The 12,833-nt window shown below is 74.6% G+C and carries 9 protein-coding genes; 6 read left to right on the top strand and 3 right to left on the bottom strand.

Going from position 1 to position 12,833, the window contains the following annotated elements; genetic code table 11:
• Positions 1-73 precede the first annotated feature (73 nt).
• A complete protein-coding gene (locus BM142_RS06325; protein WP_092195943.1) occupies positions 74-613 on the top strand; it encodes a flavodoxin family protein in 540 nt (179 codons plus the stop codon).
• A 1-nt stretch (position 614) separates the two neighbouring features.
• Here the strand turns inward: BM142_RS06325 and BM142_RS06320 are convergent, their stop codons facing one another.
• A complete protein-coding gene (locus BM142_RS06320) occupies positions 615-1,040 on the bottom strand; it encodes an ATP-binding protein (RefSeq protein WP_175527133.1) in 426 nt (141 codons plus the stop codon).
• A 54-nt stretch (positions 1,041-1,094) separates the two neighbouring features.
• Between BM142_RS06320 and BM142_RS24110 the strand changes: the two genes are divergently transcribed.
• From BM142_RS24110 to BM142_RS06310, 3 genes are all read left to right on the top strand, one after another.
• On the top strand, positions 1,095-1,472 hold the full coding sequence (locus BM142_RS24110) for an STAS domain-containing protein (protein ID WP_175527132.1): 378 nt from the start codon (positions 1,095-1,097) through the stop codon (positions 1,470-1,472).
• 25 nt (positions 1,473-1,497) lie between these two features.
• The gene (locus tag BM142_RS06315) at positions 1,498-3,702 is read left to right on the top strand and encodes a SpoIIE family protein phosphatase (protein WP_092195941.1); all 2,205 of its coding nucleotides are present in this window, start codon (positions 1,498-1,500) and stop codon (positions 3,700-3,702) included.
• Between the two features lie 118 nt (positions 3,703-3,820).
• The gene (locus BM142_RS06310) at positions 3,821-4,903 is read left to right on the top strand and encodes a DUF3048 domain-containing protein (RefSeq protein ID WP_092195940.1); all 1,083 of its coding nucleotides are present in this window, start codon (positions 3,821-3,823) and stop codon (positions 4,901-4,903) included.
• Positions 4,904-4,937: 34 nt separating this feature from the next.
• Here the strand turns inward: BM142_RS06310 and BM142_RS06305 are convergent, their stop codons facing one another.
• A complete protein-coding gene (locus BM142_RS06305; RefSeq protein ID WP_092195939.1) occupies positions 4,938-6,116 on the bottom strand; it encodes an RtcB family protein in 1,179 nt (392 codons plus the stop codon).
• Positions 6,117-6,263: 147 nt separating this feature from the next.
• Between BM142_RS06305 and BM142_RS06300 the strand changes: the two genes are divergently transcribed.
• Positions 6,264-6,500, top strand: coding sequence for a FitA-like ribbon-helix-helix domain-containing protein (locus BM142_RS06300; RefSeq protein ID WP_092195938.1), 237 nt, complete (start codon positions 6,264-6,266; stop codon positions 6,498-6,500).
• Positions 6,497-6,904, top strand: a complete 408-nt coding sequence (locus BM142_RS06295; RefSeq protein ID WP_092195937.1) for a type II toxin-antitoxin system VapC family toxin — start codon at positions 6,497-6,499, stop codon at positions 6,902-6,904. The genes BM142_RS06300 and BM142_RS06295 overlap by 4 nt, the downstream gene beginning before the upstream one ends.
• Positions 6,905-6,916: 12 nt before the next feature.
• On the opposite strand, the gene BM142_RS06290 is transcribed toward BM142_RS06295, so the two are convergent.
• Positions 6,917-12,820, bottom strand: a complete 5,904-nt coding sequence (locus BM142_RS06290; RefSeq protein WP_092195936.1) for a DUF4011 domain-containing protein — start codon at positions 12,818-12,820, stop codon at positions 6,917-6,919.
• Positions 12,821-12,833: the final 13 nt, after the last annotated feature.

Genomic DNA, 12,833 nt, shown 5'->3' with positions numbered 1-12,833 from the left:
GACGCGGGAGGCCCCACGGACCCGCGCCCCGCTCTACCGTCGCTGCTCCAGCCGCGGAGGGAAGGAGCGAGCCATGGCCCGAGCCCTGGTCGTCTACGAGTCGGTGTTCGGCGACGCCAAGAAGATCGCCCTGGCCATCGCCGAAGGGCTGGCCGCGCGCCTGCAGGTCGACGTCGCCTCGGCGCGGGACGCGCCCCACCAGGTGCCGGGCGACGTCCGGCTGCTCGTCGTCGGCGGACCCACCCACGCGTTCGGCATGCCGAAGGAGTCCACCCGCGAAGGGGCGGTCACGCAGTACGGCGCCGAGATCCCCGACACCGGATTGGGGCTGCACGAGTGGCTGGACCGGGCGCAGCTCCCGCCGCACGTCAACGCCGCCGCCTTCGACACCCGCATGGACCACCCGAAGCTCATCACCAGGCTCGACCACGCGTCGAAGACCGAGGAGAAGCTGCTCCGCGGGCTGGGCGCGACCCTGGCCGCCCCGGCCGAGCACTTCTTCGTCACCGACGCCAAGGGTCCGCTCGTCGAGGGCGAGGAGGACCGCGCCCGTCAGTGGGGCACGGCGCTCGGCGAGCTGGTGGCCGCCCGGCCGGCCAACGCCAGCGGGTAGCTCAGGTCGGCAGCAGCCGCAGCCGGGGGGAGGTGACCAGCCGCTTCTCCAGGTGGACGCCGTGCCGGCCGTCCTCGCCGTGCCGGAAGTCCAGCCGGTCCACCAGCTGCTTCATCAGCACGAGTCCGCCGCCGCCGTCCAGCGGCGACGAGGGGGCGGAGCGGACCGCCTCGACGTCGAAACCCGCGCCGTGGTCCAGCACGCTGATCCGGCAGACGTGGTCGTCGATGGTGACGTCGACCTGGTACTCCTCGTGCTCGCCGGCGTGCTGGATCACGTTGGCGCACGCCTCGGACAGGGCGAGCAGCACCTCGTCGATGCCCGAGGCCACCACCCCCAGGTACTGCAGTGCCTGCCGGACCAGCCCGCGCACCAGCGGAACGCTCTGCGCGTCCACCGGCAGGCGGACGCTGAAGGCGACGTCCACCGGCAGTGCACCTCCCGAGATCGTTGCGATTACCCTCGACGCAGCCGGATGCCGATGACGAGGGAGCCGTTCGTGCTGTTCGACGTGGAGCGGACGACCGTCGCCGGGCGTCCGGCCCTCACGGTACGGGGAGAGCTCGACCTGGCGACGGCGCCGCAGCTGGGCAACGCCGTCGACGCCCAGCTGGCCGCGGTACCGCGGGGCTTCGTCCTCGACCTCACGCACACCGTGTTCATGGATTCCTCGGGGGCCCGGGAACTCGTCCGGTCCGCCCGCAAGGCCTCGGCCGCGGGGGTGGAGCTGCACGTGCTGGCCCCGCATCGCAACGGCCCGGTCCGGCTCACCATCGACCTGCTGGAGCTCGGCGCGGCGGTGCCCATCGTCGAGTCCGAGGCCTCGATCGGCCTGGCCGAGCGCGACGCCACCCCGTGACGCCGCGCCCCGTCACCTCGCACCGGTGAGCTCCGCCGTCCCCGGCGCGCTGCCCGAGGAGGCGCTGCTCCGCTGTGCCGACGAGCCGATCGCCGTCCCCGGCGCCGTCCAGCCGCACGGCGTGCTGCTCGCCGTCACCGAGCCCGACCTGGCCGTCGTCGTCGCCTCCGCCAACGCCCAGGAGCTCTTCGGCCGGTCGGTCGCCGGCCTCGACCAGGTGCTCGGCGCGGCCGACCTGGCCGCGCTGCGCGGCGGGCTGGCCGGTGACCTCGCCGAGCTGAACCCTCTGCGCGTGCAGGTGTCCGGCGCCGAGATGGACGTCGTCGTGCACCGCGCCGACGGGCTGCTGCTCACCGAGTGGGAGCCGGTGTTCGGCGCCGAGCAGGTGGGCGCCGCCTGGCACCGCCGGCTGCCGGCTGTGCTGCAGCGGCTCTCGGCGACGGCGACCCTCGACGAGCTCACCGACGTCCTGGCCCGCGACGTCCGCACCGTCACCGGCTTCGACCGGGTGATGGTCTACCGCTTCGACGCCGAGTGGAACGGCGAGGTGATCGCCGAGGACCGCCGCGAGGACCTCGAGCCCTTCCTCGGCCTGCGCTACCCGGCCAGCGACATCCCGGCCCAGGCCCGCGCGCTCTACGCCACGAACTGGATGCGGATCATCCCCGACGCCGGGTACCGGCCGGTGCCCCTCGACCCGCCGCTCACGCCCTCCACCGGCCGGCCGCTGGACCTCTCCGGCGCCATGCTCCGCAGCGTCTCCCCGGTGCACCTGGAGTACCTGGCCAACATGGGCGTGGTCGCCTCGATGTCGGTGTCGCTGATCGACGGCGGCCGGCTCTGGGGGCTCATCGCCTGCCATCACTACGCCGGTCCGCACCGCCCGTCCTACGCCGACCGGGTCGCCGCGGAGTTCCTCGGCCGCACCGCGTCGCTGCTGCTGCCGACCACGGTCGCCGCGGGGGAGCAGTCCGGGATCGTCGAGGTGGCCTCCCGCCAGGCGCAGCTCGCGGCCGTGGTCGGCCGGACGCCGCGCGGGCTGGCCGCCGCGCTGGCCGACGGCGAGGTGACCGCGCTGGACCTGCTGCCGGCCGGCGGGGCCGCGGTCCGGCTCGACGGGCAGCTCCGGCTCCTGGGCGCGACGCCGCCCGCCGACCGGGTCGAGCCGCTGGTGCGTGCGCTGCTCGCGGCCGGCCGCCCGGTGACCGACGCGGTGAGCGGGGTGCTGCCCGACGCCGCCGACCTGGCCGGCACCGCGAGCGGCGTGCTCGCCGTGGAGGTGCCCGGCGGACGCGAGGACTTCCTCGCCTGGTTCCGCCCGGAGACCGTCCGCGAGGTCACCTGGGGCGGCAACCCGTACACGTCGAAGACCGCCCAGACCGCCGCCGGGCCGCGGCTGAGCCCGCGCCGCTCGTTCGACGCCTGGAGCGAGACCGTCCGGGAGACCGCCCAGCCCTGGCGGCCACACGAGGTCGCCGCGGCGCGCACGCTGGCCGGCGACCTGGCCGACGCCGCGCTGAGCCGGGCCGCCGAGGACAACCGGCTGGCCGGCGCGCTGCAGCGCACCCTGCTGCTGGGGGAGCTGCCTGCGGTCCCCGGGTTCGCGCTGGCCGCGCGCTACCTGCCCAGCGCCGAGGACGTGGTCGGCGGCGACTGGTACGACCTGGTTCCGCTGCCCGGCGGCACCGTGTCGATCGTGCTCGGTGACGTCGCCGGCCACGGGCTCGCCGCGGCCGCGGTCACCGCCCAGCTGCGGCACGCGCTGCGGGCGCACCTGCTGCGGGCCCCGGGACCGGGTGCGGCGCTGGACGGGCTGAACGAGGTGATCGCCGCGCTGCTGCCCGGCGAGATGGCCACCGCGGTCGTCGTCGAGCTCGACCCGGCGACCGGGGACGTCGTCATCGCGAACGCCGGCCACCTGCCCGTGCTGCACGTGACCTCGGCCGGTGCGCAGTTCCTGTCCGACGGGCGGGGGCCGGCGCTCGGCCTGCTCGACTCGGCGGGGTACCGGGAGACGCGGATCCGGCTGTCGGGGGAGGACCGGCTGCTCCTCTTCAGCGACGGTCTGGTGGAGCGCGGCCGGGGAGGCCTGGAGAGCGGGCTGGCGGCGCTCCGGGAGGCCGCCGGATCGGCCGCCGCCGAGCCGGAGGCGCTGCTGGACGCGCTCCTGGCCGCGCTGGACCCGCCGAGGACGGACGACGTCACCCTGCTGGGCATCGCCCGCACCTGACCGGCGGCCGCGGCGCCGCACCGAGCGATCCGAGGTGACACGGCGTAGTGCTGTTTCGCCGTAGCGTGACGACGGGTCGCCGGCCGGCGTCCGTCCCGCTCGCGGAGGCAGGTGCCCCATGGACTCGTTCCCCGTCCGGACGACGCGTGCGCGACCCGCTCGGCGGCGCCGGCTCGGGACCGCGCTGTTCGTGGCGCTGGTGCTCGGCGCCTCCGTCGCCTGCGGGACGGACCCGGTCACCCCCACCGCGAGCACCCCGACCCCCACCCCGCCGCCGCCCCCGCCGCCACCGCCGCCGGTCTACTGGCCGCTGACGGGTATCGAGAGCGGTGCGGTGGCCGACCACCCGGCGCTGGCCGTCAAGATCGAGAACTCGACGGACTCCCGGCCGCAGACCGGGCTGAACTCCGCCGACGTCGTCTGGGAGGAGGTGGTCGAGGGCGGGATCACCCGCTTCGTCGCCGTCTACCACTCGACGATGCCGACCGAGATCGGGCCGATCCGCTCGGTCCGCCCGATGGACCCGGCCATCGCCGCCCCGCTGCGCGGGCTCTTCGCCTTCTCCGGTGGGCAGCGGCCCTTCGTCGACGCCGTCGCCGACGCCGGGCTGCAGGTCATCAGCCACGACGCGGGGGACGCGGGCTTCTACCGGCTCAGCACCCGCTCCGCGCCGCACAACGTCTACGCCGACACCACGGCCTTCCTGGCCCAGGCCGACGCCGGGCACCAGGTTGCGCCCGCCCCGCAGTTCTCGATCGCACCCCCCGGCCAGCAGCCCACCGCGCCGGCCACCGGCGTCCCGACCACCGTGCTGAACCTCAAGCTGTCCGGGGTCGGCCGGCCGACCTGGACGTGGCACGCGCCGGCCGCCGCCTGGCACCGCGCCGAGGGTGGCACCCCGGCGACCGAGGCCGACGGCAGCCCGCTGCGCGCCGCGAACGTCGTCGTCCTGCGCGTCGCGGTGGTGAACACCGGCTTCAGCGACCCGGCCGGTAACCCGGTGCCCGAGACGCAGATGGTCGGCTCGGGGGAGGCGCTGATCGCCACCGGCGGGGCCACGGTCGCGGCCACCTGGTCGAAGGCCTCCCTCGACGCCCCGGTGGTGCTCACCGACGCCGCAGGGCTGACGGTCCAGCTGGCCCCGGGCAACACCTGGGTGGAACTCGTCCCCACCCGCACCGGCTCGGTCACCGTCGGCTGAGCCCGGCGTTCCCGTGGGAACGCCGGGCCGCCGATCAGTCGCCCTTGACGTTGACGATCTGGCGCAGCGTGTGCCGCACCTCGACCAGGTCGGCGGCGTCGGCCATCACCTGGTCGATCGGCTTGTACGCGTCGGGGTGCTCGTCGAGGAACGCGTCCGACCGTCCCCAGGCGATGCCGGCCATGCGCGCGTCGAGGTCCTGCCGGGTGAACCGCTTCCGCGCGGCCGACCGGGAGAAGTTCCGGCCCGCGCCGTGTGGCGAGGACATCAGCGAGGGCACGTTCCCCTTGCCGGCGACGACGTAGGACGCCGCTCCCATCGACCCAGGGATCAGGCCCGGCTCACCCTTGCGAGCCGAGATCGCGCCCTTCCGCGACAGCCACACCTCGCGCCCGTAGTGGGTCTCCCGCTCGGTGTAGTTGTGGTGGCAGTTGACCGTCTCGTGCCGCTCCACCTCGGTGCCGAGGCCATGCCCACTCAAGAACCGCGCCAGCTGGTCGACGCAGCGGTCCATCATCTCCTCGCGGTTGAGGTAGGCGAACCGCTGCGCCCAGCGCAGGGCCTCGATGTAGGCGTCGAACTCCGGCTCGCCCTCGACCAGGTAGGCCAGGTCGCGGTCGGGCAGCTGGATGTGCCGGCGCCGGCACTGCTCCTGCGCGACCTTGATGTGCTTCTGCGCCAGCTTGTTGCCGACGCCCCGCGAGCCGGAGTGCAGGAACAGCCAGACCCGGTCGGCCTCGTCGAGCGACAGTTCGATGAAGTGGTTGCCGGACCCGAGCGAACCCAGCTGCTGCGGCCAGTGGTGGACCGCGCCGTCGGCCTGGCCCGCGCCGGGCATCTCGCGCAGCTCGGCGATCCGCGGCTCCGCGGACGCGCGGATCCTGGCGTTCCGGCCGCCCGCCGACAGCGGGATCGACCGCGAGATCTGCCCGTGCAGCACGGCCAGGTCGCGTCCCGCGACGTCGTCAGCGGTGAACTGGGTGCGGACGGCGATCATCCCGCAGCCGATGTCGACTCCCACGGCGGCCGGGATGATCGCGCCGTCGGTCGGGATCACCGAGCCGACGGTGGCGCCCATGCCCAGGTGGGCGTCGGGCATCAGGGCCAGGTGCGGGTGGATGAACGGCATGGATGCCGTGCGCTCGGCCTGCCCCCGGGTGGTGTCCTCCAGGATCGACGCCCAGTTCAGCAGGCGTCCGTTGATCTTCTCCATCGTCCTTTCGATTCGCTCCGTCTGGTCAGGGGTGCTGCGCAGCCGGTGCAGTCAACAGGGGTACGTCGGCGTGCGCAGCCCATTTCCGGTGCGTGCAGCTCTCACTCATGCGCGACGAAGCACATGCATCGCTGCTAGAGTGCATGCGTGTCCGTGTCCATGACCATCCGCGACGTCCCGGACGAGACGCGGGGAGAGCTGGCCGCCCGCGCCGCCCGCGCCGGCATGTCGCTGCAGGAGTACGTGCGCGCCGAGCTCGTGAAGCTCGCCGAGCAACCGGACCCTGCCGACTTCTGGGATCGCGCCCGGCATCGGGTGCTCGCGACCGGCAGCCGCCTCCCGGCGGAGGAGATCCTCCGGGCCAGGGACGCCGACCGTCGATGACCGTCGTCGTCGACTCGTCCGCAGTGGTGGCCGGACTCGTCGACGGCGGGCTCGACGGTGAGTGGGCGCGGGACCACCTGCGGGAAGGGTCGCTGGTGGCGCCCCCGCACCTGCTGATCGAGGTGTCGAACGTGCTGCGCCGCGCGACGCTGGCCGGTTCCCTGGGGCGCGACGTGGCGACCCTGGCCCACGACGAGCTCGCACGGTTCCGCGTGACGACGTTCGGCTTCGAGGTGCTCGCCGCGCGCGTCTGGGAACTGCACCCGAACCTCACGGCCTACGACGCCGCGTACGTGGCCCTCGCCGAGCTGGTCGACGCGCCGCTGCTCACCCTCGACCGGCGTCTCGCCCGCGCCCCCGGACCGACCTGCACCTTCCTGGTGCCGCCGACCGGCCCGAGCTGAGGTGGCGCCGGGTCAGACGGTGAGCAGGCCGGACGGCTGCTCGACGAGGCGGCCGCGGTGCAGCGCCAGCTTGAGCGCCGCTTCGAGCGCCGGCGTGATGGCCGGCGTGCGCCGCTTGTAGCCGAAGACCGCCGCCGCCTGGGTGAGCAGCTCGTCGGCCCGCATCCCGGCGCTCGCCCGGCACAGGGCGACCATCGCGTTGCCGATCTCCTCGGGCGCGACGTGGTCGATCGGCCGGTCGGTGCTCGAGGCCTGCCGGCGGAACCCGGCGAAGGTGTCGGGGGAGACGCCCTCCGGCCACAGGTAGCCCTCGACCACCGCGGACGGCGGCAGCAGCGACAGCAGGGTGTTCTTCCGGCCCTCCGACGCCCGGTTCAGCCCGAACGCGTTCACCGTCAGCTTGGCCAGCCGGTCGACGTGGATCGGTCCCTCGGCCTTCACCCCCGCCGTGATCACCCGGCGCACCACCCGTGCCGCCTTCGACGCCGGCAGCTCGTCGAGCACCGACTTCTCACCGGCCGGCTTGGGCAGCCACGGCACGAACGGCGTCTCACCGTCCAGGGCGGTCGGCCCGGCCGGCGCGGCAGCGGGGGCCTTCGGGACCGCCGCCTTCGCCGGGGTCGCGGGCACCGCCACCGACGCGGTGACCGACGAGCGCAGCGCGGCCACCCCCTTGAACGACTCCTGCGCCGCGGTCGGCAGCGGGATCGGCTCGGCGAGCGCGGCCGCGGGCAGGGCGTCGACCGCCTCGACCAGCCGGTCGACGACGGCGGCACGGGAGGCCAGCCACGTCGGCAGCCAGACCCGCTCGACCAGCGGCCAGCGCAGCATGTCGCCCAGCACCTCGCCCGGCAGGCCGTCCCGGTCACCGACCGTGCCGCGCGCGGCCCACGCCGGGCCGTCGAGCAGCACCGCCATCAGCGGCGAGTCCGGGTCCGCCGAGCGCGAGACCGCGAGGTCGACCTTGAAGTCGGAGAGCCCGACGTCGGTGCGCACCACGAGCCCCCGCGCGCGCAGCGCCTCGGCGATCTCCTCGCGGTGCCGGTCGATCACGGCGGAGGAGCGGGCGTCGCGCGGCAGCACGTCGGTGCCCTGAGCGGCCATGTCGAGGTACGCGCGCAGGTGCTTGATGCCGACCGACGACGTCTCCTCGGCCCGCAGCTGCTCCGGGTCGAAGGAGGAGAAGACGACGACCTGCCGCCGGGCACGGGTGACCGCGACGTTCAGCCGCCGCTCGCCGCCCACCCGGTTCAGCGGCCCGAAGTTCAGCGGCAGGTCGCCGGCGGCGTTGGGGGAGAACCCGGTGGAGAAGAAGACGACGTCGCGCTCGTCGCCCTGCACGTTCTCCAGGTTCTTGACGAACAGCCCCTCGCCGTCGCTGCGGTCCAGGGCCGCGGCCAGCCGCTCGTCGTCGGCGTCGCGCAGCAGCGCCTCGATGTAGGCCCGCTGCTGGGCGTTGAACGTGACCACGCCGATCGAGGGCACCGCGTCCACGCCGTCCCACTTGGGCACGGCGTCGAACCGGCGGCGGATCTCGGCGACGATCGCCTTCGCCTCGATCGGGTTGGTGCGCAGCAGCCGCCCGGCACCGGACCGGTGGAACGTGCCCTGCACCCGCACCAGCGAGACGCCGCGGCCGTCGGGCTCCGGCGAGGGCCGGCCGTGCGTGGGCGCCGGGAACGAGGACAGCCGGTTGCCGTAGTACTGGGTGTTGGAGAAGGCGATCAGCGACTCGTCCTGGCTGCGGTAGTGCCACGACAGCCACTGCCGCGGCACCCGCGCCTGCACGCACTCCGACAGGATCGACTCCTCGTCCTCCACCGACGTCTCGGCGAGGTCGCCGGCGTCGTCGGACACCGAGGAGGGCTCGGCGAACGACGTCGGCGGCATCTGCCTGGAGTCACCGACGACGACGGCGGCCCGGGCGCGGCCGAGCGCGCCGACGGCGTCGGCAACCCGGATCTGCGACGCCTCGTCGAACACGACCAGGTCGAACAGCCCCGAGACGGCGGGGAAGAAGCGGGCCACCGAGTCCGGGGACACCAGCACGCACGGCATGACCTGGGTGATCAGCTCGCCGTAGGTGGCCAGCAGCTGGCGCACCCCGAGCCCGCGGCGCTGCTTGGCCAGCTCGCGCTGCAGCGCACCCACCTGCCCCGAGCCGGACGCCACGTCGAACGGCCGGGCGCCCAGCACCCGCGCCGGGAGCGCCGTCGTCAGGTGCTCGCGGACCGACCGGGACGCGCGGGTGAACCGGCGGATCGCCTTCTCGTGCGCGCCCGCGTCGAAGAGGTCCAGGCCGGTGGCGTCCAGCCGCTCGGAGACCGACGCCGTCGCCAGGCCGCGGTCGAACGCCCGCACCGCGTCGTCGGCCCGAACGGCGCCGCTGACCAGCAGCGCGCGGGCGTCGAACAGCCCGGCGAAGCGCAGCGGCTCGAGCGTGTCCAGGAAGGAGACCCAGCGGCGCAGCGACATCAGGACCGAGCCGTCGCCCCCTCGTTCGGGGCGGGTCATCGACCAGCGCAGCACGAAACCGTCGTCCCCGGCCCAGGCGGCCAGCTGGTCCGGCGTCGTCCGGCACGCGGCCACCAGCGCGGAGACGGCGTCGCGCAGCCGGCCCACCGCCTCGGCGGCCGCCGGTCCGGCCGGCAGCCCCGCGACGATCAGCTTGCGCAGCTGCACGTGGAAGGGGGTGGCGCCGTCGACGGCCGCGCCGGCCCGGCGCAGCCACTGGACCTGCCGGTCGAGCAGGTCGCCGTCGAGGAACGGGTTCCAGCCCTCGGGCACCGACAGGCCCGAGATGGAGTCCGCGCGGGTGGCGATCGCCTGCACCGCGGTCTGCACCCGCCACAGGTTCTCCACGACGCTCGGGACGTCCTTGGGCTTCACCTTCGCCCCGGGGCGAAGGTAGGGCTCGAGGGAGTCGCGGACGGCGATCAGCCGGCGCCGACGGCCCCACCACGACGACGCGGCCGCGGTCTGCGCGGCCACGTAGATCTCGGCCAGCGGCAGCTCCAGCACTCCGGGCGTGCAGACGTCCAGGCCCGGGTGGCGGAAGGCGGTGAACGCCGCGATCTCGCCCAGCACCGCCGACGTGGCCGCCGTCCAGAAGGCGCCGAAGGTCTCGTCGAGGACGTCGAGGCCGATCCCCGGCCCGCTGAGGACGTGGCACAGCGCGTCCAGCTCGTCGGCGGTCGCGGTGCGGCGGAGCACGCCGGCCAGCTCCGGGACGGCCTGCACCTCGCGCACCGCGGCGTCCACCGCCGCGGCGGCGGCCTGGGTGGCGGGCAGGTCGATGTCGGGGGAGTCGACGAACGCCCACGGGTGCCGCGGCGACGGGCGGGTCAGGTCGGCGATGTCGGGCAGCAGCGCCAGCTCCACGCGCACCGAGCGCAGCACGTCGGCGGGCGCGTTGGCCGCGAACGGCAGCGGCACCGGCAGCGGCTGAACCTCGTCGCCGGCGGCGAGCTCCGACGTCCGGGCCGAGTACAGCGACAGGCCGACGGCGTTCGGGTCGTGCAGCCGGTCGGCGTAGCGGGCCAGCGTCCGGCGGGCCGATCGCAGCGACTCGCCGTCGGCGGCCAGGCCCTGCTCGTCGACGGACACCGCGTGCTCGAGCGCGAGCCGGATCTGGGCGCGCACCATCGAGGCGCGCGACCCCTTGTCGTGCAGGTCGAGGGCGAACATGCCCATGCCGACCGAGTCCAGCCGCCGTGCGACGACGTCCAGGGCGGCGCGCTTCTCGGCGACGAAGAGCACCCGCTTGCCCTCGGCGACCGCCCGGGTGAGCAGGTTCGTGATGGTCTGCGACTTGCCGGTGCCGGGCGGGCCCTCGAGCACGAAGGTGCGCCCGGCCGCGGCCTCGGCGATGGCCCGCAGCTGCGAGGCGTCGGCCGGTGCGGGCAGCTCGGCGGCCAGCTCGTCGAGGTCGACGAAGGAGCCGGTGGCGCGGGCCGGGTCCTCGAACGCCTCGGTCGGCTCGTGGACAAGGTGGTGCACCAGTGGGTTGTCGGTGAGGTCGGCCCAGTGCTCGTCCAGGTCCTTCCACAGTCGGAACTTCGCGAACTGCAGGATCGCCAGGTCCGCCGTCGGCTCGACCCGGAAGGGCAGCCCGTGCCCGACCAGCGCGGTGCGCACCGCCTCGAAGGCACGGTCGAGGTCCAGCGTGCCGTCGACCGCCTCGGTCAGCGTCGGCACGGTCAGCCCGTGCAGCTGGCGCAGCTTCTCCAGCAGGCAGTAGTTCGGCGTGCTGGACCCCGACTCGTCCAGCGAGAGCCGGTAGGAGCCGGTGCGGCCCAGCGGCGCCAGCACCACGGGGATGAGCACCAGCGGGGAGCGCAGCGGCCGCCCGTCCAGCTCCCACACCAGCGAGCCCAGCGCCAGGTACAGGTTGTTGGCGCCGGTCTCCTCGAGCACCGTCTTGGCCTTGTAGGCCAGGTTGCGCAACCGGGGCAGGTAGCTGCCGGCGCTGACGTCGGCGTGCACCTCGCGGCGCTCGACCAGCAGCTCGGTCAGCTGCTCGGCGGGCAGCTCCTTCGCCGAGCCCACCCCGCGCTCGGTCTGGACGGCGGCCAGCTGGTCACCGGGCAGGAGCGTGACCGGCGTCCCGTCGTGGACGAAGTTCTCCAGCGTGCCCAGCGCCGACCCCGGGATCGTGAGGGCCAGGCCGGAACGCTCGGTGTAGTTGATCAGCCGGTTGCGCAGGCTGAGGTCGAGCAGCGCGTTCTTCCACTGCTGCACCCGCGGCGGCGGCTCCGGCTTCGAGGAGGCGGCCGGGGGCGGCGGCGCGGGCCTCGCGGGGGCGCTGTGCAGTGCCGGCCGGTACTCCACGACCTGCAGGACGCCGTCGGAGTCCCGGGCCCGGGCCGGCAGCGGGACGATGCCGTCCTTGCGCGCCCGGTGGACGTCGGTGACGCCGAGGACCCGGTCCAGCTCGCCGGCCAGCCAGTCGGCGTAGGCCGGGGTGTGCAGGTCGGCGGCGAGCTCGCCGGTGCTGGTGAGCAGGATCGTCTCGACCAGGCCGATCAGCCCGAGGTCGACCAGGTTGACCAGGGGAGCGGCATCCGTGGTCGCGGCTGATTCGGCCGACCGCTCCTCGCGCCAGTAGCCGAGGAACGCATGCCCGTCCGCCAGCCACAGCAGCGGCCGGATCCCCGCCTGCTCGAGCGCCGCGGCCATGAGGACGACGAGGTCGAGCGGGGTGCCCACCCGCCAGGTGAGGACGTCGCCCGGCGAGCGGACCTGCTGGCCGAGGTCGGACCAGCTGACCGGCGGCTCGCTGTAGCGGATGCCCCGGCGCTGCAGGACGGCGGCGATCGCCGAGACGATCTCGTCGACCCGCTCCGGGCCGTCCGCGTAGCCCTGGATCGAGCCGCGGCCGGTCCGCTCCTGCAGCACGTCGCCCGCCTCGGCCACCACCGCGGTCACCGCCGGGTGGTTCGGCATGACGTGGGCGGCGAGCATCTCCAGGGCCAGCGGCACCGGCGTGGCCAGCCACTGCTGGGCGGCCAGGACCTGCACGACGCGGCTGCTCTCGCCCAGGACGGTCCGCTCGCCGTCCGGGCCGTCGGCCAGCACCTCGACGTCGACGACCCCGGGCCGCTGCTCCTCGACGTGCAGCATCGCGGCCGGGTCCATGACCAGGCCGAGGTCGGTGAGCACCGTCGTCCGGCCCTCGTCCAGGTCGGCCAGCAGCTCGACTGTGTGCGCGATCGGGCCCTCGGCGTCGCGGACGCCGAGCCGCACCGTCGCCGCCCGCACCGGTCCGCCGAGGTTGGTGACGGCCAGCCGGGACACCACCGGCACCCGGTTGTGGGCGAGGGCGTAGCTGAGGACGGGGGTGGACGTGATCTCGATGGAGACCGCCGCCCGCGGGGCGACGACGTCGCCCACCTGGATGTCGGCAGTGCTCTCCATGCCACCTGTCTAC

Origin of the sequence: Blastococcus tunisiensis, from assembly GCF_900112815.1 — a bacterium.
GTDB lineage: Bacteria > Actinomycetota > Actinomycetes > Mycobacteriales > Geodermatophilaceae > Blastococcus_B > Blastococcus_B tunisiensis.
The sequence above is the reverse complement of the archived record's forward strand: the minus strand, read 5'-3'. Positions and strand labels throughout refer to the sequence as shown.